Genomic DNA, 23,810 nt, shown 5'->3' on the forward strand with positions numbered 1-23,810 from the left:
TGATGCAAAGAATTACAAATTTACCGCGGCCTCACTCTCACCCAATCAGGTCATCCCCGCTATCAGTCCAGGATTATTATCTTGTAGGGATAGACGCTCACCCGGTAAGGATTACCCTACAGGACTCACAGAAAAACCTTCAAAAACAGAATGATAATTTCTTAATGGCGGTGCCGCTGGATTTTTATAAATCTGAACCCGCATCACAAAGGGAACATTTTTAGTGGAACCATCACGGGACAACTACCACTCACAGTGCGAGGTAGCATCAGCCTGAACGGTAAAATTGTGCAATTGGCAGTGATCAGGATTGCAAAATGTTACAGCTGTTGCTGCCCAATCAATCGCTGACTTATTAACTCTGAGGAATAAATTCATGAAGATTCCAGGATTTGGTGGTGGGGCTACAAACGCGAACAAAATCGATATGCCTCCGGCAAATATGCCAGGCAAGACGGGGGGCAGTCCGTCAGGTAAACCTGACTTACCCGATCAGCCCGGAAAATCGTCGTTACCTTTTCTCAATAATGCGAAAACAGGCCCGCTCAATTTTGCCAGTAATGCCTTTGACGGCCTGAGCACACTGGCTTCGCTGACCGGTTCAGGCGGAAGTCAGAAAAACGGCCAGGCAAACGGTGCAAACTCGCCTGACGCCCCGTCGGGCGGCGGCTTACTACAGCAGATTATGATGCTGACAGGCCTGCAACAGCTGTTGGGCGGCGGTAATAAGGCGCAGCAGCCGGAGCAACCGGGCACGCCTGCACCTTCACAGGGCACGAATCACAGCGGCAATCCGCTTGAGCAGCTGATGCAGATGCTTCAGCAACTGCTCCAGCAGATGATGGGGATAGATAAAGGTAAAGGGGCAGACAGCGGAGAATCTGGCGGTAATGCACCACAGGCACCGGCTCAGGGAGCAACTGACAATGGGGGGCAACAGGGCGGAATGATGCAAAACCTGCTGTCCCTGTTAGGGCTTTCTTCATTGTTGCAGGGGCTTTTGGGCGGCGGTGAGGGGCAATCTTCCCAGAAAAATCCGCAAAGCTAACTCAGGGGGCTTGTATGGTTATGCCAATACCTGGCGGGGGGGGAATAACCCCCGCTTTTTCACCCGGCAGGCCACTGCCGGGTAACCTGCCATTATCCACTCCCCTGCCCGGCTCCGCGTTCCCGGTCCCGGGCAGCGATCTCCCCATCAGCTACTCCGGTGGGAGCGGAACGCCGCTGGCGGGCCTGTCCGATCCGATCCGGGAGCTTGATCAGCTTTTAACGCAGGCTGGATTGGGGGCGCTTGTCGATCCGGCAGCCGCTGAAGAAGGGACGGTGCCCACGGCGTTATTTACCAGCGAAACATCCGGTGAAGATATTCCACAGGCACCGGGCGATGGCATGCGAACCAGTGAGAAGGACATCCGCGTCAGGCCGACGGAGGAGAATCTGAAGGGTCGTCCACCGGGTGATAACCGCAGCGCCGAACAGATCATTGATGAAAACCCGGTGCTGAAAAACCTTGGCAACCAGAAAGATATCAAGCAGGCAGAGCTAAAAGAGCGCTTCGGCGACTGGACGGATGCCAATAAAGATCCGAAGAGTCGTGCTGATGCGGCGTATAACATGGCCTGCGTGTTAAACAGCATAAAAGGCCTGAATGCGCGTGATGGCAGCGAGCGGAAGGAGATCTCAGCTAACGACAAAATAGAGGGCATCACCAAAGATGGTGACGCGCGCCACGGTACCGAGGCGGGTGTACTGAAGGATATCGCCGAACAGGGTCTGAAGATGCTGCCGGAGAATAAACAGTTGCCGGAGACGAATGATTCGCACGTTCGTATGGATGGTACCAATAAAGACAACTTCCAGTGGGGCATGGGTGAGTTCGGCAAAATATTGTCGAACATCCCGATTCTCAAATCTGTTGCCGCGCCTTTCTTTAACAATATTGGCGAAGCCCGCAATGTGGGCGAAGTCTTTACCGGTGGCCTGAAAGGACTGGCCGAGGGTGGAATGAGCGCGGCGCGTGGGCCGATTGGCTGGGGCATCACGGCAGCGACCGATACCGTACAGATTGCGGTGGAAAATAGCGGGGGGAAAGGCAAGAACGAACCGCCGCCGTTTGCCTGATTTTGAGGCTGCTCATGTTTGTCCCTGTACCCGGTACAGGGACTTTTTTTGCGCGTTATGCAGGTAACGTGCCTTTGCCGCTGGAGATAATGTCGGCAAAGTTGAGCACTTTTCCAACATAGGTCGGATCGCCGGTTCCGGTTTTCGAGATATCCGTCAGATCGTTGACATTCACATTCCCCGGGCCTGAGTTATAAGCTCGCAACCCGGCACCGGGATCGCCCCCAAAAGCCTCCCGCTGCTCTTTCAGATAGAGCGCGCCAGCCATGATGCTGTCTTCAGGGCTGGACGCGCTGGCATCTGGCCCCAGCAGATGCGGGTATCTGCTTTGCAGATCGGCGAAGGTGTTGGAATTAACCTGCATCAGGCCGCTGTCGGAAAGGCCATTACCGCCGTTCACGGTGGTCGCCTCTGTTTTTCCGCGTGACTCCTGCCAGATTTGCGCTGCCAGCACTTCAGGCGCCTGGCTAGTCTCTTTGGCGGCACGCATTATCGCCTGCTCATGATCCAGTAACGGGGCAGGTAAATGTAACCCCGACTCGCCTTTTATCAGCGGGACGCCGCCGGATGCTGGCGTCTGCCGGGCAGGCGTATTTAGTGCAGCATCAGAATCCGTACCTGGCTGTGGCATTGTACTGGCCGTTAGCGGTTGCTGTGCAGAAGCGGATTCAGTCGGGTTAACAGGCTGCTGCATCGCGGCATTAAACGGTGCGGTGAGCGAAGCCCCCTCTTCTGCTGAGGTGCCCGGCATATCGGCACCGCCGCCACGCCCGGCTCCTGCGCTGTTATTTTGCTGCTGACCAGCGAAGAGCTGTTGCAGCATTAATAGCAGTTGCAGCAATGCCTCTATTTGCGGCCCCAGTTGCTGCATCAGCCCCTGCATCTGCATCGGATCCCGGTTGCTCACACTGTCGGGCGTGGCGGTGAGACTACTGAAATCCGTGCCGCTCATGGCATCATTGCCAAAGTTAATCGCCTGGCCACTGGCGCCAGAATCTGGCGGAGTAAACGAGGCTAAATTTTTTTCATCGAGCGCGCTAAAATCAGGCAGTTGCGGCTGTATCGGCCCGAAAGCCGAACCTGACGAGATATTCATTCTTCTCTCCTCTCAACAAAGCATCATCGTTAGCGCCAGCCAGACTGGCGCCTTTCTCCCGCTATGACCGGGGTACGATTGAGTGGAAAGCGCGAGGCGGGAGTTCCGGGCAGCGCGTGAGACAGCGCAAATTCGGCGTAAAAAAAAAGCCGCATCGCTGCGGCTTTTAAGGTGTGGTATCAGGAGGCTTTTTTCGTTTCTTCAGGTTCTGGCGATCCTGCAGGCCCTGCAGCTTCTGATGACGCAGATGACCCGGATGTCACTGATGATGCTGATGATGTCGGTAAGGAGTCCGGCAGCGGTATCATCTCGGCAATGCGCTCGCTCATCTTCTCTGCTTCAGCTTCAAGGACGGCGATGATGGCCTCATAGTCAGCCTGGGTTAACTTCTCAGGCTGTGGGCTTTTGATATTCGCCAGGTCCGGGAACGAGTGCCACCATGCAGAGGTATCACCCGCAGCGCGCATTTCTGATGAACGCTCAGGCGGGGTATTACGTAATGGCCCGGAGTTATGCGAATGTACGCTGTCGCTGTCCGATTCGCCTTCTTCTGACGGCCCTTTCGCCCGGGTACCGGTGCTGGGTGCTGGCGTACCGGCAGGCGTTCTCGCCTCGGTACCGACACTCGGTGCTGGCGTGCCTTCCGGGGTTCTCGCCTCAGTACCTACACTCGGTGCTGGCGTGCCTTCCGGCGTTCTCGCCTCGGTACCCACGCTGGGTGCTGGCGCGCCTTCAGGTGTTCTCGCCCCTGAACTCACCGGGGCTTCCTCTTCTGTCGCGTCGGCGGGCTTCGGGTGCAGCTTGTTTGCCACTGCTCGCTCAGCCTCCTGATAAAGAAGACCGAACACCCCCTGTTGCAGGTAAGAATAGGCGTTTGGCACCAGGGCCGCCGCATTGCCAATGCTTTCGCGGGAAACGCGGAAGCCGGATTTGTTCGCCAGATCCAAAGCGGTCTCTGCCGCACTTGTCTTGCCGGAGGTGAAAAGCTTCTCTGCACCACCTTTGGTCACACGTGCCGCCCCCGCTCCGATGCCCAAACCGAGCGCTTCCATCGTCTCAGAGGCTACCGCACTTAATGCACTCAGCGTTGTAACGCCTTCAACCCAACGTTTTGGTGCTTTGGCGTGTTCCCACACCGCATCGAAGTGGCTCCCCTCGCCACTATTCGTGTGCCCGCTGGACAGCGACATATAACGATCCTTCCAGTCGTTACGGCCAAATAAAAACTCCGCGCCATGCAGGTTGTCGTAGTAGTTTTCCACAACTCCACTCAATGCACCGGCAGCGGAAGTCAGGCCAAAACCTGCAATCTGGTTGATGGCATAACCCGGCTTGAGCGCACCCTGTATAATCCCCAATGGCTCTGGCCGCGGCTTATTTTCGGGTAATAGCTGGGTTGCACTGGAAATTCCACCCGTCACCGGGTTGCGGACGTTAAAGCCCGTCCCGCCCAGCGCCGTCATTTTTAATTTATGCCCAAATGTCTCGCGTTTTTCTGCCTCATCTTTCATAAGAGGCTCCAGTGCATCCATATCTGCCTGCATCCATCTCGAATCCTGGATGCTGCTACCGATAACCCGAGTGAGCACCGCTTTAAAAGCCACTGCAGTCATCCCCCCCGCTACGCCAGCGACAAAGTTGTGCATGGGCGTGCCCGGCTCCAGCTTCATTGCGCTAGCTATCCCCTTGCCGACCAGATCGCCAGGTACACCGGAAAGGGCATAGGTCATTCCAATCGCCCCCTTTGCCTTGGCCATGATCATCGTGTCGCAGCTGTGAGCCAGTTTGATGACATCTTTTACCTGATCGTCCGTCTGGTGCAATTCATCGTGCAGGGTGACAGCGATTCCTGCCAGGTAATCACGCACGTTTTCTCCGCCTTTACACGCGTTATGCAGAGTAGCTGTAATACGGCTAATCTCTGCAGAACGAGCCCTCGCAGCAGGGGTTGTAGCAGTGACTTCAGTTGTTGATGGCCCACCGCGCGTGGGCATTTCAATCGTTTCGTGATGTACAGGGGAAGGTGTGCGTCTAATTCCATCCATAATTCTCACTCCGCCAGGTTGTGCCGGTTATCACTAACCGGTCAGTTGATAACTTGCGAAATGAGCAACTCACCCCGCAGCGTCAGGGTTGAGTGATGCGCGAGCGAGCCTGGTTTCAAATCAGGAAGAAATTCTAAAAATTTTGTGATGCATCTCACAAAATAGCCGGATGGGTAGCGGTGAAGCACGGCACTTACTTCAGCCCCGAATAAACTGCGTTTCACACTGCCGGGCGATCTCCCACAGTCTGTTACGGATGACCTGCTTAAGCTGCAGAGTGGACTGCGACTGTGGCTGATCACGGCGGCTGATCAGCATCACTTCAAACGGCAGGGGCTGTGCTATGGGTAGCAGCTTTAGCTGTTCGGCATAGCGACAGGCGGTGAAGAGATCCACGACGCCCGTGCCGCCGCCTGCCAGCACCATATCCGCAATGACCGAATAGGTTTTAATCGACAACGACACGGCGGGATTCAGTTTTTTATCGCGCAGCGCTCGGTGAAGTACGCGTCCAAGCGGATCCTGAGCCTGCATCATCAGTAGATTATTGTTGCATAACCACGCAAGCGTAACGGGTTCATTACGGGGGTGATTGAGCGGTAACAGCGCGACCATCGAAGACTGAAACAGAGGTTCAGCCAGAAGATCCGCATCGACCTGCTGACCAAAAACCAGCGCGAAATCGAGCTGATTATCCAGAATCATCTGGCATAAGGTACTAAAGTGCTCGGTGACCAGTTCGACACTGACCGAGGCCATCTGTTGCCGCCAGGTGACCAATGCGGGCGCCAGCACCATCTGACCAAAAGCGTGAGCCGCGCCGACGCGAACTAATTGCCCTTCGCCCCGCCGCAGCTGTTCGGTAAGCTGGGTGATAGATTGCAGGCGCTGGCAGAGATCGTCTATTTCAGGCAGCAGACGTCGTCCTTCTGCCGTCACACTCATTCCCTGTATACGTCGCTCAAACAGCGCAAATCCCAATTGCTGTTCAGCATGATTCAGAACACGGCTGATATTCGGCTGCGAGACATTGAGCAAGCGCGCCGCAGCGCTGATGCTGCCGGTCTGTACGATGGCCTGAAAGACCTCTATATGGCGGAGCCGCATGACTATTTACCCTGGATGGAATACCGAAAACGAAGGCCTCTCCGACAGGCTGTACGATCAGGTCCAGGCGGAGGGTGAGAAAGCAATCATTATCCTGTTGCAAAAACTGTACCGCAAAACCGGTGCAGGCTCAGCTGCCTGTCTCGCCCCCGTCCGTACCCGGCAGTCCCGACTGAAGCCTCTGCAGGGAGCGGGTCTCGCGCTGCCGTGGTGCAGTTAAAGGAGCGCTGGTCAGCAGCGTGGGTTGCGCGGATTTAAGCCAGCAGCGATTCTGACTCGTCAGAAGGAAGATACGCATGCACAGCCCGCACTACAGGCGTGTGCCTGGCAGCGCGGTTTCAGGAGAACCGGAACGGCGGGCTTAACGGGCTGACGTTGCATGCAGCCCGGGATAATTTCGCTATGACTGTGTGCTCGCCAGATAGGAGAATGCACTGAGTAAGCTGATTAACGTCTCCATATTCTCCGCCTGATACGCCACGGTAACGGCATCCAGGCGCGTGACGCCGGGGATCAGGCTGAACAGATCGGCCAGCACCGGTTTAGTGGCCTGAAGGCGCATAGCGTAAGGTGCCGTCAGGCGGCTCGTGCTCACCTGAGGGGGATGTTGCAGTGCGGCGCTTGCTGCGGCAGCGATCGCACGCTGTGCCGCTTGTGGGCTGATTGATTCCGCGCAGGTATGCGAAATGGCGCGTTTTACACAGACGTAATTGACTGCTGAGTAGTGTTCCGCAATCCAGCTCTGTAACTGATCGTCGCCGGTGACCAGCAGCAATGGCGTGCCGTGCTCAGCAGCGGCGGCCGCATAAATATCGGTTTCGCCCATCACCAGACCATTGATATGGATACGCCAGAATGCCCGGCCGTTGATGGTATGCGCCAGTACGCCGGGTTCACCTGCTGCGCTGTGAAATCCCACCAGAAACAGCCCGTCGAACGTCTGCTGCTCTATCCCTTCCACCATCGACAGGACACGGGGTTTCCCCTGCACCAGCCGGGCGCGGGGATCAATATTTTCCGCACGCAAATTGGTCATCTGCGCATGGCTGTCTGCCACCACCACTTCCGTTGCCCCGCCTGCAAAAGCCCCCTCAATCGCAGCATTCACTTCCTGCTCCATCAGACCACGGGCCAGCTGATGCTCCGGGTGACCGGGTGTACATTGCTCCGGGCGCATGACCCCCGCGATGCCTTCAATGTCGGCCGAGATAAAAATTTTCATGTCGTTAATCTATCCAGAATCTGCGTCAGTGAGGGGCGATGATGACCGCGAAAGCCGGTAACAGCCTCAGCGCTCAGCAAAGCATCCAGTACAGCCTGTTCAGTTGCATCTGCCGCTGCAGCAAGCAGCGGCTCCAGCGTGTCGTCCTGTGGCGGTTGCGGCAGAGGTTGCGTTGAAAACGCTACCGCAATATCGCCCGAGCCGTGGCCCCAGTAACTGCCCAGCCGTCCCAGGCCGGCACCGGCTCGCTTCGCGATGCGCTTTAACTGACGTGCGTCCAGCGGTGCATCCGTCGCCATGATGATGATGACAGAACCGGCATCCAGCTGCGGCGACTCACCGGCCAGCAGCGGCGCAATCATCTCGCCAGCCCGAACGCCATCAAGCGTTAATGCCTCCAGTGCGCCGAAATTGGCCAGCACCAGCACGCCAAGCGTGGCGTTGAGCGAGGGAATAACCCGCGAGGCGGTTCCGATGCCCCCTTTCAGGCTGAAACAGCTCATCCCGCGCCCCGCGCCGACGCTGCCGCGCGCGAAGTCCGCTGAGGCCGTCTGCAGCGCCTCCTGCGCCATCGCTTCAGTGATGGCCAGCGCCTGGATATCATTCAGCCAGCCATCGTTGCACTCCAGCACCAGCGGATTGACCGTGGGCAGTGTTCGTCCCAGTTCCGGGTTACGACTGATGGCATCCCGCACCAGCGAGGTAAACAGCGTGCCGACCGCCAGCGTGTTACCGAGCAGAATCGGCGTCTGAAGCACGCCAAGCTCCTCTATCTGAATCAGTCCGATGGGTTTCGCAAAGCCGTTCAGGACCTCAACCCCACACGGCAGCGGCGTGAGAAACAGATTGTCGCCCGGCGGTACGATAGCGGTTACGCCAGTCTGCTTTCCGCCTTCATTCAGCGTGCAATGTCCGACACGCACGCCCGCAACATCGCTGATTCGATTGGCGGGTCCGCAGGCGCTTCGCGGCTGCCCAAGCTGACGCAGATCACGCCAGCGTTTCAGCAGCAAATCGCACTGCAATTGTTGGAAATCCATAGTCAGCCCTTGAGTTTGGGATCAAGCGTGTCGCGCAGCGCATCCCCAAGCAGATTGAAAGCCAGCACGGTAATAAAGATCGCCAGCCCCGGAAATACGCTCATGTGCCACGATCCGGCCATCATCATGCTTCGGCTCATCGCCAGAATATTGCCCCATTCAGGCACGTCAGGCTCCGGACCCAGTCCAATAAAACTCAGGCCCGCGGCTGTCAGAATACTGGTGCCAATGCGCATAGTGAAATAGACAATCACGCTGGAAAGCGTGCCGGGCAGAATATGCCGCAGAATAATGACGCTGTCTGGTGCACCGGCACAGCGCACGGCTTCAACATAGGCAGCCTGTTTCAGAGAGAGCGTCGAAGCCCGCACGATGCGGGCAAATACCGGCACGCTGAATACCGCGACGGCGATAATGACATTGTTCAGGCCCGTCCCCAGCAGCGCCACCACCGCAATGGCCAGCAGCATACCGGGAAACGCGAATAATACGTCGGCACCGCGCATGATCAGCATATCGACCCAACCGCCGTAATAGCCCGCCAGTAAGCCCAGCATGACCCCGACCAGCATGCCGATCGTCACCGACAGCACGCCGATATAGAGCGAGATCCGCGCGCCATAGATAATGCGGCTGAGCAGGTCGCGCCCCAGTTCGTCGGTCCCCATCCAGTGTGCCGCCGTTGGTGGCGACGATAACGCCATCCAGTCCGGAGCCATGGGATCCCAGGGCGCCAGCCAGGGCGCAAAAATCGCCACCACAATCAACAGCAGCACAAACCCGCCTGAGACCAGCGCCAGAGGATTCCGCACAAGAGCGTGCAGGAAATCGCGCCACGGCGAACGAATAATCTGAGGCGGATTTTCAGTCAGCGATTGAATACTCATTTTGGCTCCTGTCGCAGACGAATGGCCGGATTAACCACCGCGTAAAGCAGATCGACCAGCAGATTAATCACAATAAATTCAAACACGAACAGCATCACCAGCGCCTGAATCACCGGCTGATCCTGCGCTTTGATCGACTCAATCAATAACCAGCCTAACCCTGGCCAGTTGAAAACACTCTCCACCACGATGGATCCGCCCAGCAGAAAACCGAACTGCAAGCCCAGCATGGTAATCACCGGGATGAGCGCATTACGCATCACATGTTTCCACGTCACCAGGCGGTTACGCAGCCCTTTGGCTTTGGCGGTACGCACGTAATCTTCCTGCGCCACCTCAAGAAAGGCCGAACGGGTAAAGCGCGCCATTACCGCCGCAACCGACGAACCCAGCGTAATGGCGGGCAGGACAATATCGCTGGCCCTGTTAAAGCCGCTGACCGAGAACAGCCCAAAAGGCATCGCAACGAACTGGATGAGCAACAGCCCCAGCCAGAAGGCTGGCATCGAAATGCCGCCGACCGCCACGCTCATCAGCGTCCAGTCCTGCCATCTTCCACGTTTCAGTGCAGCCATAACGCCGAATAACAAACCGAGAATGACGGACCAGGTAAAACCCGCTAAGGCGAGCCACAGCGTCGGCATAAAGCCCTCCCTGATCACCTCCAGCACCGGTTGCTGGGTGCGATACGTGGTGCCCAGGTCGCCCTGCAACAGGCTGCCGATCCAGTGGAGATACTGCTGCGGCAGCGGATCGTTAAGCCCAAGATGCTGACGCGCCGCTTCGATCGCCTCAACCGGCGCATCCGGTCCGGCATAAATACGCGCCGGGTCGCCCGGCATGAGCTTGATAAAACCGAAAACCAGCAAGGAGACCACCAGCAAAACCGGGATCATCTCCAGCAATCGGCGAATGATGTATGCAAACATGCCATTCCCTGAAATGAGGTACGACTGGCCTCCTCGCGTCCCTCATCCGTTCCGGACAGGGGACGAGGAAGAAGAGACCGTCTTATTTAAAGGACGCCTGAGTGAACAGTAAATTGCCATCAGGCAGCATCGAAACGCCGCTCAGCGTGTTGCGTTTGCCGACCAGATTGTCTGGCGTGCCAAGGAACGCCACTGGTGCTTCTTTCCACAACACCTTTTGCGCTTGTGCATAGGCGATGCCACGCTTTGCCGGATCGGCCGTCGCCAGCCCGGCAGCAATCGCTTTGTCTGCATCAGCGTTACTGAAGTAGGAGACGTTATACGAGGTCGGAACCCAGGACTCGGTGGCAAACAGCGGACGCAGCGCCCAGTCGGCATCCCCTGTAGAGGTCGACCAGCCGCCATAATAGAGGTCAAACTCCGCCTTTTTCGGGTCCTGTACGCCCCACAATTTTGCGTTGCGCGTGCCGGAATCCATCGGTGTTACCGTGGCACGAATGCCTGCCGTAGCCAGTTGCGCTTTCAGCACCTGAGCGGCACGGACGCTGGCCGTGGCGTTGGTCACCCAGAGCTTAAGATCCAGTCCCTCCGGATAACCCGCCGCTTTCAGCAAGGCTTTGGCCTTATCCGGCGCATAGCCGTAATCAGGATCGCCCTGTTTCTGATAGAACTGTACGCCTTCCGGAATCGCGGATGTGGCAGGTTTACCCAGACCGGCAAAGGCCACTTTCAGCCACAGATTACGGTCAATCGCATAGTTGATTGCCTGACGCACCCGAACATCGGCCAGCGGCTTGTGCTGCGTGTTGATCGCCATGTAATAAAGGTAAATGCTCGGATCGCGCTGAATGGAGAGGTGGCTGTCCTGCTGAACGGCTGCGATGAGGTCTGAAGGCAATGGCCAGATGGCGTCCACCTGACCCGACTTCAACGCTGCCACCCGTGTCGCATCTTCGGGACTTGGAGAGAAGATGACATGGTCGACTTTAGGCCATCCCTGCTGCCAGTAACCTGCATATCTGACCAGCGTAACGGCTTTGCCCGGTTTCCAGTCGACAAAGGTAAACGGACCGGTTCCCACCGGATGCAGTCGCAACTGCGCTTCGTCCGGATATTGCTTAAGAATTGACGGGCTCCACATCACTGCGGAAGGATGCGCCAGGGTGTTGATAAAGGCACCGAACGACTGATTCAGATCGATTTTTACCTGGTCGGGTGCCAGCACCGTGACCTTATCAATCATTTTGTAGAGGCTGTTACGCTTCAGCCCTTTTTTCTGATCTGCCAGACGATCAAGGTTCGCTTTGACGGCGTCTGCATCAAAAGGGGTACCGTCCTGGAAGGTAACGCCTTTGCGCAGCGTCAGCGTAAATTCGGTGGCACTGTCATTAGAGGTATAACCGGTCGCCAGCCAGGGTTGCAGCTTCATCCGGGAATCAAACTGGAAAAGGCGCTCAAAGATGCCGCTCTGAACCGAGTAGCTGACATTATCCGAGGTGTCGTGCGGATCCAGCCCCGTGATATCGGCATACATTGAAATGCGCAGATCCTGTGCCTGCGCAGTCATGACCAGCGTCGTCGTCAATGCGAGGGCGAGCGAAGTACGGCGAAACAGCGTTTTCATAAATTCTCCTGGTCGTTAAGGATTATTGCAATGCAATGCCGTCAGCTACCCAGTGCTGGGGGGCAACCTGCCGATATCGGGTTTTAGTGACCGTTTCACCCACCTTACGCAACGGCGAGGGGATTTCGCTGTCATCGAAAATACGGGGCTGACGGTTTTCGGGATCCGCTACCGGCACGGAGGCCAGCAGTCGTTGGGTATAGGGGTGTTGCGGCTGATTAAATACCGACTGACGCGGTCCAAGCTCCACAATCTGGCCGAGGTACATCACCGCGACGCGATTAGCAATACGCTCGACGACCGCCATATCGTGAGAGATGAAAATCCATGCCACGCCCGTTTGCTGCTGCAGGTCCATCATCAGATTGACCACCTGCGCCTGAATCGAGACATCAAGGGCCGATACCGCTTCATCCGCAATAATCACTTTCGGTTTCAGCGCCATGGCGCGGGCAATGGCAATACGCTGACGCTGACCGCCAGAAAATTCGTGCGGATAACGACGCGCGTGCTCTGGCAGGAGACCGACGCTCTTCAGCAGCGCATCGATCTGTGGGGAAGCCTGTTCAAGCGAAGAGACCATGCCATGTAACAGCAACGGCTCGGCAATGGTGAAACCCACTGTCAGGCGGGGATTCAGTGACGCATAGGGATCCTGAAACACCATCTGAATTTCACGGCGGAGCGGCTGGAATTCTGCCTCTTTCAGGTCAGAAATTTCCTTTCCTTCAAAGTGAATACTTTCAGCTTCACTGTTGATGAGGCGCATCAGCGCCCGTCCGGTTGTCGATTTGCCGCAGCCGCTTTCACCCACGATGGCCAGGGTCTCACCTGGCCACAGACTGAAATCAATCTGCTCAACCGCATGCACATGATGCGTCAGGCTCGATAAGATGCCGCTGCGAATCGGGTAATAGACTTTTAATCCGCGCACATCCAGCAGCGGCGCAACGTCATAGCGAGCGGTATGCTGTTCGCCTTGCACAGTCTCGCGGGCACCGGGCAGAGGAAAGCGTTGCGGCCATGTGTGTTCCCGCATATCACCGAGTTTTGGTACTGCCGCCAGTAACGCTTTGGTATACGCATGCTGCGGGGCGGCAAAAATCTCAGACACGGTTCCCTGCTCTACCACTTCGCCACGCAGCATGACCACCACGCGATCGGCGATTTCCGCTACCACGCCCATATCATGAGTAATAAACAGCACCGCCATTTGTTTCTCACGCTGCAGCTCACGCAGAATATGGAGAATGCGCGCCTGCACGGTGACATCCAGCGCTGTGGTAGGCTCGTCAGCAATCAGGAGTTGTGGGTCACAGGCAAGGGCCTGCGCAATCATCACACGCTGCCGCATGCCGCCTGACAGCGAGTGAGGATAGCTTTTCATGACGCGATCCACATCGGCGATACGCACCTGGCGCAGCAATTCACGCACCCGCGTATGGGCCTGCTTTCTGTCGCACTGCTGATGATCGCGTAACGCCTCGGTAAGTTGATCATCAATGCGCAGCACCGGATTCAGCGAGGTCATGGGCTCCTGAAAGATCATCGCCATTTCACGGCCACGCAACGTGCGGCGCTGAGCGTCATCCAGCTTTTCTAACGCATGCATTTTTCCGCTACGGTCGCGGAACTGCATGCTGCCGCCATCGACACGTCCGTTGTTTGCCAGCAAGCCCATCACAGCCAGCGACGTGACAGATTTACCTGAGCCGCTTTCACCCACTACGGCGACGATTTCACCTGGATGAATGTCAAAACTGATGCCTTTGAGTGCCTGATTCTCACCGCTGCGTCCATGAAACGAGACGCTGAGATCCTGAATCGCCAGCACGGGAGAGGCAGAGGCAGCGCGGGTTGCAGGGGAAGTACGTTGTGTGTCCGTCATCGTCGCCTCACAGAGTTATAGCCAGATACGGCCTTGGGAGTAGCTCAGGAAAGGAGAACTGTCGGCGGCTAGCCAGATGGGGCCATCCAGATCGACGAACTCAGCGTTAACCGCGACGGGCAATGCGGCCTCCATAGCCAGTGACGAGCCCAGCATGCAACCGACCATAATGCGCATATTGAGCGTCCGCGCTTCATCCACCATCGCCAGCGCTTCAGTCAGGCCACCGCACTTATCCAGCTTGATATTGATCATCTCGTAGCGATCGCGTAGTCCGGCAATATCCGCCCGCGTATGGCAACTCTCATCGGCACAGACCGGTATGGGATGTTTGAAACGTAACAGGTCATGGTCCTGTCCGGCGGGAAGGGGTTGCTCCACCATCGCGATGTTGAAGGCCTTCAGTGCCACCAGCAGGCTTTCCAGTTCCAGACCCGACCAGGCTTCATTGGCATCGATAATGAGCGTGGCATGCGGTGCCGCCGCGCGAATCGCCGCCACTTTTTCCAGAATCGCATTACGGTCGAGCTTAATTTTGAGCAGGAGGGTGCCACGTGACATAGCATCCGCCGCCGCCTGAGCCATACATTCCTGCGTATCGAGGCTAAGGGTTTCTGCCGTAATGACCGACTCTGGCTGAGAGCAGGTGCTCTTTTGCCAAAGCGTCTGATTAGCCCGTGCGCCATCAAGTCGCCATAGCGCACAGTCCAGCACGTTGCGCGCTGAACCGGCGGGTAAGCGGTGTTGCAGATCATGATGGCTGAGGCCCGACTCAATGTCAGTGCGTACCGCTTCGAGCATGGCCTGAACGCTATCCGGCGTCTCATCGTAGCGGGCCGTTGGTGTGCATTCGCCCTGCCCGATGAATCCCTCCTGCTCCAGGGTGACACGGATGACCGTCACGGCGGTACGGGTACCGCGTGCGATAGCAAAGGGTCGCGCCAGCGGCAGCTCCACCACATCAATCTGCAACTTTCTCATTTCAGCCACGCTCCTGAAGCAGTGCGGCGATCTCATCAATACCAAAACGCACCGGATCTGTGGCAGGTAAGCCAAACTCAGCGCTGATTTCGGCGCAATAAGCGAGCGCCTCTTCTTCGCTGTAATTGGAGGTATTGATAGCAAAGCCAGCCAGCTGAACCGACTCACTGGTCACCTGTGCGGCGCGCAGATTGGCTTCAACGCACGCCTGCAGGCTGACCATGGGCTGGTGTGGCAAATGACGCATGTGGGGTCGTCCCATTTCATGGCACATAACCAGCCAGTGTGGTTGCGCACCGTGCATCAGCCCCATACTCACGCCCGCATAAGAGGGATGGAACAGTGAGCCCTGGCCTTCAACGATGTCCCAGTGGTCCTCGTCATTCGCCGGTGAAAGCGCTTCTGCTGCACCGGCAATAAAATCAGCGATGACCGCATCCACAGCAATGCCCTCCCCTGCGACCAGAATGCCGGTCTGCCCCGTGGCACGAAAATCAGCTCTCAGGCCGCGCGCACGCATCGCCGCTTCCAGCGCCAGTGAGGTGTACATCTTGCCCACTGAGCAGTCTGTACCCACGGTCAGTATCCGCTTACCTGAACGCTTCTTACCGCTGCCAACATTGAGCGCTGGACGCATATGACGCAGGTCAAAAAGCTCAACGCCAGAAGCCTGTGCAAGCGTCACCAGTTCCGGTTCATCCACCAGTCGGTGGTGCAGCCCACTGGCCACATTCATGCCTGCTTTAATGGCACTTTTGATCGTTTCAAGCCAGTGCGCTGGCAGATAGCCCCCGGCATTGGCAGTGCCAAGCACCAGCGTTTTTGCGCCGCGCGCTTTGGCGCCGGGAATATCCAGTTCATCCAGACCCAGACTGACCGTGCAGCCCGGCAGTTTAATTTCGCCAACGCACTGCTCCGGCCGCCAGATATGAATACCGCGCGCCGTTTTTGCCGCAAGGGGATCGGTAACATCGCCAAGAAAGAGTAAATAGGGTTGTGGGATTAGCATGTTGTCTCTCGTTTCAGCCAAAAGATCAGGTTCTGAAACCACTATTTCATGCGCTCTGAAAGGTGACGAATGCTTGTTTAGCAGGAGGGTATAACGGCAGGTTATAGCCAGAGGTAATAGTGATGATGGATGGGTTTTTCAGGGGGATTGGACAGGGTATGGATTAAAAGAAGGAGTGGGTCATAGGAAAAAGATCGTGTTGAGAGAAAAATAAAAGAGAGTCGCGGAATGGGTATTCCGCGATAATAGCACTTCAGACCAGTATGGGTTATTTCATGCGACGCTGCCGGGCGACGCTGGCGAGGCGTTGTGTCCGGCAGTAAATGGCAAACAGGATGAAAGCCTGCCCATTAAGTATCCAGCGAGCACCCACCAAAGCCGCGAGTGCCAGAAGCAGCCACAGACCCGAGTGGCTACCCGTAACTACGCTGTAGCTCAAGAGTAAAACGGTCGATATAAACAACATCGCACAGACGTAAGCCAGCCCCGCCACACCGGCTGTATGGCCTCGCGCAAGCAGGTAACTGGCCGTGAGTATCGCGCCAATAACGACGATTGAGGGAACAAAAAAACTCAACGCATGTATCTGTGGACTGAGCGGAGGTAAAGCGTGCAGAAACGTCAGCAAATTAAATGCAAATGAAACCAGCAACAGCATCAGCACTATCGCAACCGGGAAGCCGTTTTGCCGGGGAAGCGACTCAGCAGGCTGTTTAAAATAACGTTCAAGCTCTGTAGTGGAACGGGCAAGTATCGAATTATCCTGCCGTGCGATTAGCTGATCTATTTCGCGACCATGTTGCAGTAGTTCAGTGATATTTCGCCCGACAAGCCATGATAGAAATTGCATTAAAATACCGCCAGTGATTGAATTGTCCCCACAATATAGCGCCCGGAGCGTGGCACATTACCTGGAGCAGCAATGATACCACTGACAGCACTGCCTGCCACAGCAGCTGCGCTCGTAACGACCTGCGCGAGTTGCTTAACAAGTTCTTTTTGCACCGACTCTACAGGGAAACGCTTTGGATAAAGTCCTGCACGGATGGCGGCTTTAAGCTCTTTATTACTTATACCAGGGTTTTGTGCCTTAATGATTAATTCAGTAAGGCGAGTCCGGTCCTGCCTTGGATAGTTCCGGAGCCACTCCGTTGCTTTTAAAGAAGAGACTGATTTCATCGCTCGCCATGTTGCAAGGGCTTCTTTTAACGCACCGCCCACACTGGCTAGTGAAATAAGGTCAAGAGACGTTGAAGTGGCAACGTACCAATCCTGAGAGTCCAGCCACGCTACGTTTTCACCACCATTTTCGACGAGATCATAAACCCGGTAAATACCATTGACACATTGCACGCCTGTTGCGGCAGCGCCAGCATAACCAATAGCAACAAGCACGCCGCTACTGCCAGCGGTTATAGGCGTTGCAGAAGCGCCGATAACCGCTACGCCAGCAGTGATAATCATTGCACCACAGGAAAGCACGGTCGAGGCAATCTCCGTTCCCATTGAGGTTACGCTTACTGCTTCACTAAGTGACTTGCCCGTATTAGACGCTGTGGCTTGTCTGGGCGTTTTGGTCACAATCAGATGTGTAACGATACCACTTTGACCATTAGGATGACGCTGACCAGGCCGAACAAGATAACGCTGTGCGCCATCCGCATAGATAATGCCAGCCTGATAAAACTCCCGAGTACAATCCATTGCAGCACCCAGCGCTTTGAAATCAAAATCAGGTGCCCCATAACCGGTCATCCTGGCGATGTCGTAACCCGGTAAGTTATTCTCGGGATTCATTCCTGGCAGGTTCATTTTATCTCCTTATAGGCTTAAAATAATAAAAAGAGAGTTATTAAGACATTAAACTCTAAATGGAAACCTCATCCTTACCGCATCAGAATTACATATCATTAAATAGGCGACACACGAAGAAGCTTACCATTTCTTGATTGAACAAAAAACACCAGTCATTATATTCATGAACTCTAAAATTAAGACACACAATAACAGACTTATATTAAATCAGAAAAACAACCTTATAAAAATCTATTGCCATTTTAATAAAGCAATAAACATTTAACACAACTTTGTAGAAAATAACATTTACCTTTCTGTTATCACATAATCCCCTGGTCCGCGCCAGAAAATTTCCTTATAAGGCATATCGATCTTACCCTTTTCCTTTAAATACTCCATAACCTGAGATGGTGCCCATCCATGACCATATGAAAACAAAGCGCCAATTTCGACAAGTTTTTTTATCGCTATGATTTTTTCACTTTCGCTTTCAAAATAAACACAACATGAACTCCCCTTCTCGAGAAATCCACGCGTTGAAAAACATGATATGTTCTGGCTGCAACCCACCGATTTAAATGCCACCTTTTCATCATCTAATATAGTTACAATAATGGCGCTTAGCATTTAAGTCCTTTAGTGTTTTTTGAAAAATATTGTTTTTATCTATATTTTTCAAGCTTGCGAAATTTCTTTTTAAACTGTGTTATAAGATCTATGCATTCAACATAGCCGAAGGACACACATCGTATTTTTGTTATTATTAATTTAAATTTTAAATTTATTCCATTTGATGTAATCTTTCCATGCTTTTTCATCTTTAAAGCCTGAACGATAATTACAAACGATAGTACCAGTTCTGTTATGAGGATCATATGCGGCATCAATATGCCCCCATGCACCATACGCAGGAAGGTCAATACTTGTTTGCTCTTTAAACCAATCCCTTAACTTCCGGGTGACTTTACCATCAGGTTTGTTTTGCTCGCCCATTAATAATTTATCAGGAGCAAAACTCCAACTTTTTACTGTATCATTCATATCACTCGGACAAGAAAAGAAAACCACTAAGTAAATATCACCCTGTCTATTTTTACTTATATTAAAAACAGCTCGGTAGGCAACAGTATTCACACCATTATCAGGCCACGGCTCCCAAAAAATATCATCAATACTAAACAACTCCTGTCTAGTCGAAGTAGAAGAAAGAACTAATCCATTTCCAAAACTCAACCTTCCATCGTCTTTATTTACATCCATTTTATTTCCCCATACTGAATGGATTTCCAACAGGTTCCAGCACTGTTCTAAAGTTAGAAAGGAAAAATTGCGTTCCACCACCAGCACCAAATTTTATCGGATCCTGTGACAGTGCTTCGCCGGTTCCAGCAACTGTTTCACGTTTTACCCTGTAAGCCTGTATCTGCCCACGATAGCCAAATTTCGGATGTGGTAACACTTGTAAACTTTTCCAAAGTGACTCTCTGCTTCCTGCAGCAGCATCTAAGGTTGCTTTGTCAAAATAAAAACCAGACTGTCCAGGAACACCACCATAAACAATATCATTTTCTTTCAATATAGTATTCTGCCAGGTGTCACGGCCTTTATAGACACCTCTCCCCTGCCACTGTCTTGCAAAGGCGCCTTGGTTGTGATCATTATTTTTTGTCGGGTTATTAGGTTTACATGAACGCCTCAGCCCCCACGGATCCACCCAACCCAGCGCGTTCGGCGCATACTGGTAAAGGTTGATCCCGCCCGCCAGCCCTATCGGGTCCTGCTGGATAAATCGTCCGCTGTCCGGGTCATAATAACGAAACAGATTGTAGTGCAGTCCGGTTTATTCGGCCCCTGCGGTGCCTCACCCCCTTGGGGCCATCGCTGAAGCGATGTTCAAATTTGCTTATGCAAATTTGTCCCGGTCCAGGTACTGGCCCTGCATACGCAGGTTCTGCTGAACGACCGGCATCCGCTGGTTGGACTCGCGCAGCAGCTTGCCCCACGGGCTGTTGATACCTTCCCAGGCTCTTTGCCCTTCACCGTCAGTCAGCAGTTCCGGCATTCCGTTGGCCGCATTATGGAACCAGTAAATCTCCGGGCTTTCCACGCCATCAATACGGGCCAGCGGCTCATAGCTCTGACTGTCGCTGTAAACGTAGGTCAGCGGGATCCCGTCGTGGATTTCCTGCAGCAGGCGGTAGCCTTCCCACACAAAGCGCGTCGTGACGGCGTTGCCAGACGGCCTGCCCTGCAACAACTGCTGGCTGGTTTTACTGATGCGGCACCCAAGCGGATCGTAGCGGAAACTCACCTTAGTACGCGGCCTATTACGGTCCCGCGGCTCGCTGATGACGTCTGTCAGGCGATGCTCACCATCGTAACGGTAGCGCCAGCGGGTGTGCCCGTCATCTTTCTCAGTGGTTCGGCCATGAATATCGTACTGCCAGCGGATACCGTTCAGTCCGGTAACGCGGTTATGCATGACATGAGCGGCACTATGGCGATCCAGCGGGTTGCCTGCGCCATCCCAGCGCCACTGTTCATTACCCGGCTGCGCACCGTTCTGAGACAACAGCCGCCCGGCGTTATCGTAGTTCCATAATGTCTGGCTGAACGGATTATCGTCGCGCTCTTCACGGATCAGGTTGTTGCCGTAATCGAAGTTAGATCGGCAAGAATCACGTATAGTCTCTAAAGAATCAATGTAATTAACTAAAAGGTTCTTTAGTTAAAATGAAAATAAAGAAATTAATCCTTTAGAAAAAGACCAATCAAATGAGAAGAATATCTAGAAGGTTGAATTTCCGAAAATGTAAAAAACACTACTACCTTATGATTTTCAAAATCACATTCCGTCTCAAAAAAGCTGATAGCTTCTCCATCATAATGATAACGACCCGAATCTTTAACTTTCTCCTTTACTCCTTTTATTTTTTTTGAGTAAGTTTTCTTAAAATCTAACTCTTCTGAATTGAAACTTCTTGAACCATATACCGAAAAGACTATTTTTCCAGAACAGCATGGACATTCAAAAAAATTCTTTTTATGGATAAAGTCAGTTTCATTACCATCATGTAACAAAACTTTATTTTGAATGAAATTTTTCATAACTTTCTCAAGACTCCATCTTTAATAAGATCTTCAATATAATCAGCTGTTTCGTATTGTTTGTTCATTCCTGGTTTCCCAAACCAAGGAATTGCCGGACCTGAATCAACTTCATAAGGTTTTAATACCTCATAGGTGGATAGTGGCTTTGTTAAAGTATAATCCGGAAGCGCCCTTCCCTCAAACGAAGCTCCGGCCGGAGAAAGAAATGTTCCAGGATCTCTGAAAACACCATCTTCAATCCATCCACCATAACGATCTACGTATTCTCCGGGTTGAAGGGTTTCTTTCACTGAAGTAACAAAACCGCGGTTAGGAGGCCAAGCACCTTCACCCATAAATTGTTCTAACGCTGCCCAGTCTTGTTTTTTCCATAAAGCATATGCTTTGGATGCTTGTTTCCTTGAAGTGAATTGTTTTTTATTCGACTTTTTCTGGAAATCATTCCATTCGTTTTTACACCTACTCAACCCCCATGGATCCACCCAACCCAGCGCGTTCGGCGCATACTGGTAAAGGTTGATCCCGCCCGCCAGCCCTATCGGGTCCTGCTGGGTAAACCGTCCGCTGTCCGGGTCATAATAACGAAACAGATTGTAGTGTAGTCCGGTTGATTCGGCCCCTGCGGTGCCTCACCCCATTGGGGCCATCGCTGAAGCGATGTTCAAATTTGCTTAAGCAAATTTGTCCCGGTCCAGGTACTGGCCCTGCATACGCAGGTTCTGCTGAACAACTGGCATCCGCTGGCTGGACTCGCGCAGCAGCTTGCCCCACGGGCTGTTGATACCTTCCCAGGCTTTTTGCCCTTCACCGTCAGTCAGCAGCTCCGGCATTCCATTGGCCGCATTATGGAACCAGTAAATTTCCGGGCTTTCCACACCATCAATACGCGCAAGTGGTTCATAGCTCTGGCTGTCGCTGTAAACGTAGGTCAGCGGGATCCCGTCGTGGATTTCCTGCAGCAGGCGGTAGCCTTCCCACACAAAGCGCGTCGTGACGGCGTTCCCCGACGGTTTTCCCTGCAACAGCTGCTGGCTGGTTTTACTGATGCGGCGCCCAAGCGGATCGTAGCGGAAACTCACCTTAGTACGCGGCCTATTACGGTCCCGCGGCTCGCTGATGACGTCCGTCAGGCGATGCTCACCATCGTAACGGTAGCGCCAGCGGGTCTGGCCGTCATCTTTCTCGGTGGTGCGGCCATGGATATCGTACTGCCAGCGGATACCGTTCAGTTCGGTGACACGGTTGTGCATGACATGGGCGGCACTATGGCGATCCTGCGGGTTGCCTGCGCCATCCCAGCGCCACTGTTCATTACCCGGTTGCGCACCCTCCTGTGACAACAGCCGGCAGGCGTTATCGTAGTTCCATAATGTCTGGCTGAACGGATTATCGTCGCGCTCTTCGCGGATCAGGTTGTTGCCGTAATCGAAGTCGCGCCGGCGGGACCAGACGCGCGGTGCAGGACGCTGTGAGTCACCCTTAAACACGTCACGGCGGCGCAGTCTGCCTAAGCGATCGTACTCACTGCGCATGGTCAGGCCGCCCTGCGTCCGGCTCAGCTCCCGATGCAGCGTGTCACGGGTAAATTCAGTGACCGGCAGGTTGTCTAATGCGATGCTCAGCAGATGGCCGCTACCGTAATAAAGCTGCTTCAGGTTGCGGCCATCCGGCAGGGTTAAGGCAGTGCAGTTGCCCAGCGCGTCATACTCCCACGCCAGTTCGCCCTGCTGGCTCCACTCGGTGTCCGACAGCGGCAGATACTGCGATACTTTATTCAGGCACTGTCACCCTCATCAGGGTAGTGACAGCGATGAGTAAATGAGATTTTATTTCTTTAAAAAACTGATCAGTTGCAACACCTTTTGATATTCTTCTTCATCAAATTCACCATGAGCCAGATACCCACAAAAATTCCTGTACAAAAGCTCTAAATCAATATTTGAACAATTTTCATTTTTTAAAACATCCAATGCTGACTTGTACAATTCCTTTCCTTGTGATTTATTTTTCCTTTCTACTAAGTCGATCAGTTCAATTAAAATTTCAATAGCTTTTTGTATATTCATATTATTAGAAACTCACTCTGTCTGTTCTAATTATCGTGGATTTTGCTAATTCCTTGATACTTATCAGGCCTTGATAGCCTCCGCCTTCCAGAACTTCCAATCTATTAGTACTTATTTGCGGAGCAGCAGTACCCTCAGTGACCCATGTTCCTTTTTGAGGTTTGAAGGTTGTAACCCGATCTATCTTAACGCCCCATTCTTTTAGGATGGCCAGATCTTTCCTTAACTCTGCCTCTGAAGTATATTTCTTTTTAGTGACGTAATTGAAATCCCTTCCTAATCTATTGGTTTTACCATGATATTTATAAAATATTTCATCGCCACTAACCTGTCTATTAGTGATTACACCATCTGTGAAATTTGCTTTATGATGGTCGGGGATTCTTTGACCTTTTTTCTCAAGCGTACATCTACTCAGCCCCCACGGATCCACCCAACCCAGCGCATTCGGGGCATACTGGTAAAGGTTGATCCCGCCCGCCAGCCCTATCGGGTCCTGCTGGGTAAACCGTCCGCTGTCCGGGTCATAATAACGAAACAGATTGTAGTGCAGTCCGGTTTCCCGGTCCAGGTACTGGCCCTGCATACGCAGGTTCTGCTGAACGACCGGCATCCGCTGGCTGGATTCACGCAGCAGCTTGCCCCACGGGCTGTTGATACCTTCCCAGGCTTTTTGCCCTTCACCGTCAGTCAGCAGCTCCGGCATTCCATTGGCCGCATTATGGAACCAGTAAATTTCCGGGCTTTCCACACCATCAATACGCGCAAGTGGTTCATAGCTCTGGCTGTCGCTGTAAACGTAGGTCAGCGGGATCCCGTCGTGGATTTCCTGCAGCAGGCGGTAGCCTTCCCACACAAAGCGCGTCGTGACGGCGTTCCCCGACGGT

Annotated in this window: 22 protein-coding genes and 2 pseudogenes; 3 read left to right on the forward strand and 21 right to left on the reverse strand. The window is 53.7% G+C overall.

Annotated features, from left to right (window positions below):
* Positions 1–376 precede the first annotated feature (376 nt).
* Both ACO6VX_RS06535 and ACO6VX_RS06540 read left to right on the forward strand, forming a co-directional pair.
* On the forward strand, positions 377–1,048 hold the full coding sequence (locus ACO6VX_RS06535) for a hypothetical protein (RefSeq protein ID WP_010669965.1): 672 nt from the start codon (positions 377–379) through the stop codon (positions 1,046–1,048).
* A 14-nt stretch (positions 1,049–1,062) separates the two neighbouring features.
* Positions 1,063–2,121, forward strand: coding sequence for a hypothetical protein (locus ACO6VX_RS06540; protein WP_236351791.1), 1,059 nt, complete (start codon positions 1,063–1,065; stop codon positions 2,119–2,121).
* A 55-nt stretch (positions 2,122–2,176) separates the two neighbouring features.
* On the opposite strand, the gene ACO6VX_RS06545 is transcribed toward ACO6VX_RS06540, so the two are convergent.
* The 3 genes from ACO6VX_RS06545 to ACO6VX_RS06555 form a co-directional block, all read right to left on the reverse strand.
* Positions 2,177–3,217 (reverse strand): transglycosylase SLT domain-containing protein, encoded by a 1,041-nt coding sequence (locus ACO6VX_RS06545; protein WP_124889897.1) that lies wholly within the window; start codon positions 3,215–3,217, stop codon positions 2,177–2,179.
* Between the two features lie 179 nt (positions 3,218–3,396).
* On the reverse strand, positions 3,397–5,085 hold the full coding sequence (locus tag ACO6VX_RS06550; RefSeq protein WP_236351792.1) for a hypothetical protein: 1,689 nt from the start codon (positions 5,083–5,085) through the stop codon (positions 3,397–3,399).
* 375 nt (positions 5,086–5,460) lie between these two features.
* Positions 5,461–6,369 carry a LysR family transcriptional regulator gene (locus ACO6VX_RS06555; protein WP_061901519.1) on the reverse strand — a complete coding sequence of 303 codons (909 nt, stop codon included), beginning with the start codon at positions 6,367–6,369 and terminating at the stop codon, positions 5,461–5,463.
* Here ACO6VX_RS06555 and ACO6VX_RS06560 point away from each other — a divergent pair.
* Entirely contained in the window at positions 6,368–6,589 is a 222-nt protein-coding gene (locus tag ACO6VX_RS06560) for a hypothetical protein (protein WP_122888960.1), read from the forward strand. The genes ACO6VX_RS06555 and ACO6VX_RS06560 overlap by 2 nt on opposite strands.
* 180 nt (positions 6,590–6,769) lie before the next feature.
* Here ACO6VX_RS06560 and ACO6VX_RS06565 read toward each other — a convergent pair whose 3' ends face one another.
* The 18 genes and pseudogenes from ACO6VX_RS06565 to ACO6VX_RS06650 all read right to left on the reverse strand — a co-directional run.
* Complete coding sequence (locus ACO6VX_RS06565; protein WP_010669960.1) at positions 6,770–7,591, reverse strand: M55 family metallopeptidase; 822 nt, start codon at positions 7,589–7,591, stop codon at positions 6,770–6,772.
* Positions 7,588–8,631: a P1 family peptidase gene (locus tag ACO6VX_RS06570; protein ID WP_236351794.1), complete on the reverse strand. Its 1,044-nt coding sequence runs from the start codon at positions 8,629–8,631 to the stop codon at positions 7,588–7,590. Before ACO6VX_RS06570 ends, ACO6VX_RS06565 begins: the two co-directional genes overlap by 4 nt.
* A 2-nt stretch (positions 8,632–8,633) precedes the next feature.
* Positions 8,634–9,518, reverse strand: coding sequence for an ABC transporter permease subunit (locus ACO6VX_RS06575; RefSeq protein ID WP_033786129.1), 885 nt, complete (start codon positions 9,516–9,518; stop codon positions 8,634–8,636).
* Positions 9,515–10,447 (reverse strand): ABC transporter permease, encoded by a 933-nt coding sequence (locus ACO6VX_RS06580; RefSeq protein ID WP_033767043.1) that lies wholly within the window; start codon positions 10,445–10,447, stop codon positions 9,515–9,517. The genes ACO6VX_RS06575 and ACO6VX_RS06580 overlap by 4 nt, the downstream gene beginning before the upstream one ends.
* 82 nt (positions 10,448–10,529) lie before the next feature.
* Positions 10,530–12,071: a glutathione ABC transporter substrate-binding protein gene (locus ACO6VX_RS06585; RefSeq protein ID WP_236351795.1), complete on the reverse strand. Its 1,542-nt coding sequence runs from the start codon at positions 12,069–12,071 to the stop codon at positions 10,530–10,532.
* Positions 12,072–12,093: 22 nt separating this feature from the next.
* Positions 12,094–13,959 (reverse strand): ABC transporter ATP-binding protein, encoded by a 1,866-nt coding sequence (locus ACO6VX_RS06590; RefSeq protein ID WP_033767041.1) that lies wholly within the window; start codon positions 13,957–13,959, stop codon positions 12,094–12,096.
* 15 nt (positions 13,960–13,974) lie between these two features.
* Entirely contained in the window at positions 13,975–14,940 is a 966-nt protein-coding gene (gene dgcA, locus ACO6VX_RS06595; protein ID WP_033767035.1) for an N-acetyl-D-Glu racemase DgcA, read from the reverse strand.
* 1 nt (position 14,941) lies between these two features.
* A complete protein-coding gene (gene dgcN, locus ACO6VX_RS06600; protein ID WP_033767033.1) occupies positions 14,942–15,949 on the reverse strand; it encodes an N-acetyltransferase DgcN in 1,008 nt (335 codons plus the stop codon).
* Between the two features lie 268 nt (positions 15,950–16,217).
* A complete protein-coding gene (locus ACO6VX_RS06605) occupies positions 16,218–16,799 on the reverse strand; it encodes a hypothetical protein (protein WP_033767031.1) in 582 nt (193 codons plus the stop codon).
* Positions 16,799–17,761, reverse strand: coding sequence for a hypothetical protein (locus ACO6VX_RS06610; RefSeq protein ID WP_089414263.1), 963 nt, complete (start codon positions 17,759–17,761; stop codon positions 16,799–16,801). Before ACO6VX_RS06610 ends, ACO6VX_RS06605 begins: the two co-directional genes overlap by 1 nt.
* Positions 17,762–18,052: 291 nt before the next feature.
* Positions 18,053–18,373: a hypothetical protein gene (locus ACO6VX_RS06615; RefSeq protein ID WP_062757480.1), complete on the reverse strand. Its 321-nt coding sequence runs from the start codon at positions 18,371–18,373 to the stop codon at positions 18,053–18,055.
* A 141-nt stretch (positions 18,374–18,514) separates the two neighbouring features.
* Entirely contained in the window at positions 18,515–19,006 is a 492-nt protein-coding gene (locus tag ACO6VX_RS06620; protein ID WP_062757479.1) for a hypothetical protein, read from the reverse strand.
* Position 19,007: 1 nt separating this feature from the next.
* Complete coding sequence (locus tag ACO6VX_RS06625) at positions 19,008–19,322, reverse strand: hypothetical protein (RefSeq protein WP_176442657.1); 315 nt, start codon at positions 19,320–19,322, stop codon at positions 19,008–19,010.
* Positions 19,323–19,430: 108 nt separating this feature from the next.
* A pseudogene (locus ACO6VX_RS06630) lies at positions 19,431–20,423 on the reverse strand (RHS repeat domain-containing protein); the annotation flags it as partial.
* Positions 20,424–20,494: 71 nt separating this feature from the next.
* Complete coding sequence (locus tag ACO6VX_RS06635; RefSeq protein ID WP_064691217.1) at positions 20,495–20,854, reverse strand: hypothetical protein; 360 nt, start codon at positions 20,852–20,854, stop codon at positions 20,495–20,497.
* A pseudogene (locus ACO6VX_RS06640) lies at positions 20,851–22,635 on the reverse strand (glycohydrolase toxin TNT-related protein); the annotation flags it as partial. The pseudogene ACO6VX_RS06640 and the gene ACO6VX_RS06635, both read right to left, overlap by 4 nt.
* 48 nt (positions 22,636–22,683) lie before the next feature.
* Positions 22,684–22,923, reverse strand: a complete 240-nt coding sequence (locus ACO6VX_RS06645) for a hypothetical protein (RefSeq protein WP_010246002.1) — start codon at positions 22,921–22,923, stop codon at positions 22,684–22,686.
* 4 nt (positions 22,924–22,927) lie between these two features.
* Positions 22,928–23,810: RHS repeat-associated core domain-containing protein (locus ACO6VX_RS06650; RefSeq protein WP_422457948.1), on the reverse strand; the 883-nt coding region annotated here is incomplete at its 5' end.

Origin of the sequence: Pantoea sp. BJFS-204 (genome assembly GCF_049310725.1) — a bacterium.
GTDB classification, from domain to species: domain Bacteria; phylum Pseudomonadota; class Gammaproteobacteria; order Enterobacterales; family Enterobacteriaceae; genus Pantoea; species Pantoea agglomerans.

Bases quoted from the DNA above. Each gene is read 5' to 3' on its own strand.
- ACO6VX_RS06590 (WP_033767041.1), bottom strand. From the start codon at position 13,959: ATGACGGACACACAACGTACTTCCCCTGCAACCCGCGCTGCCTCTGCC.
- ACO6VX_RS06580 (WP_033767043.1), bottom strand. From the start codon at position 10,447: ATGTTTGCATACATCATTCGCCGATTGCTGGAGATGATCCCGGTTTTG.
- ACO6VX_RS06535 (WP_010669965.1), top strand. From the start codon at position 377: ATGAAGATTCCAGGATTTGGTGGTGGGGCTACAAACGCGAACAAAATC.
- dgcN (WP_033767033.1), bottom strand. From the start codon at position 15,949: ATGCTAATCCCACAACCCTATTTACTCTTTCTTGGCGATGTTACCGAT.
- ACO6VX_RS06560 (WP_122888960.1), top strand. From the start codon at position 6,368: ATGACTATTTACCCTGGATGGAATACCGAAAACGAAGGCCTCTCCGAC.
- dgcA (WP_033767035.1), bottom strand. From the start codon at position 14,940: ATGAGAAAGTTGCAGATTGATGTGGTGGAGCTGCCGCTGGCGCGACCC.
- ACO6VX_RS06645 (WP_010246002.1), bottom strand. From the start codon at position 22,923: ATGAATATACAAAAAGCTATTGAAATTTTAATTGAACTGATCGACTTA.
- ACO6VX_RS06620 (WP_062757479.1), bottom strand. From the start codon at position 19,006: ATGGATGTAAATAAAGACGATGGAAGGTTGAGTTTTGGAAATGGATTA.
- ACO6VX_RS06540 (WP_236351791.1), top strand. From the start codon at position 1,063: ATGGTTATGCCAATACCTGGCGGGGGGGGAATAACCCCCGCTTTTTCA.
- ACO6VX_RS06575 (WP_033786129.1), bottom strand. From the start codon at position 9,518: ATGAGTATTCAATCGCTGACTGAAAATCCGCCTCAGATTATTCGTTCG.
- ACO6VX_RS06615 (WP_062757480.1), bottom strand. From the start codon at position 18,373: ATGCTAAGCGCCATTATTGTAACTATATTAGATGATGAAAAGGTGGCA.
- ACO6VX_RS06585 (WP_236351795.1), bottom strand. From the start codon at position 12,071: ATGAAAACGCTGTTTCGCCGTACTTCGCTCGCCCTCGCATTGACGACG.
- ACO6VX_RS06635 (WP_064691217.1), bottom strand. From the start codon at position 20,854: ATGAAAAATTTCATTCAAAATAAAGTTTTGTTACATGATGGTAATGAA.
- ACO6VX_RS06605 (WP_033767031.1), bottom strand. From the start codon at position 16,799: ATGCAATTTCTATCATGGCTTGTCGGGCGAAATATCACTGAACTACTG.
- ACO6VX_RS06555 (WP_061901519.1), bottom strand. From the start codon at position 6,369: ATGCGGCTCCGCCATATAGAGGTCTTTCAGGCCATCGTACAGACCGGC.
- ACO6VX_RS06545 (WP_124889897.1), bottom strand. From the start codon at position 3,217: ATGAATATCTCGTCAGGTTCGGCTTTCGGGCCGATACAGCCGCAACTG.
- ACO6VX_RS06610 (WP_089414263.1), bottom strand. From the start codon at position 17,761: ATGAACCTGCCAGGAATGAATCCCGAGAATAACTTACCGGGTTACGAC.
- ACO6VX_RS06570 (WP_236351794.1), bottom strand. From the start codon at position 8,631: ATGGATTTCCAACAATTGCAGTGCGATTTGCTGCTGAAACGCTGGCGT.
- ACO6VX_RS06565 (WP_010669960.1), bottom strand. From the start codon at position 7,591: ATGAAAATTTTTATCTCGGCCGACATTGAAGGCATCGCGGGGGTCATG.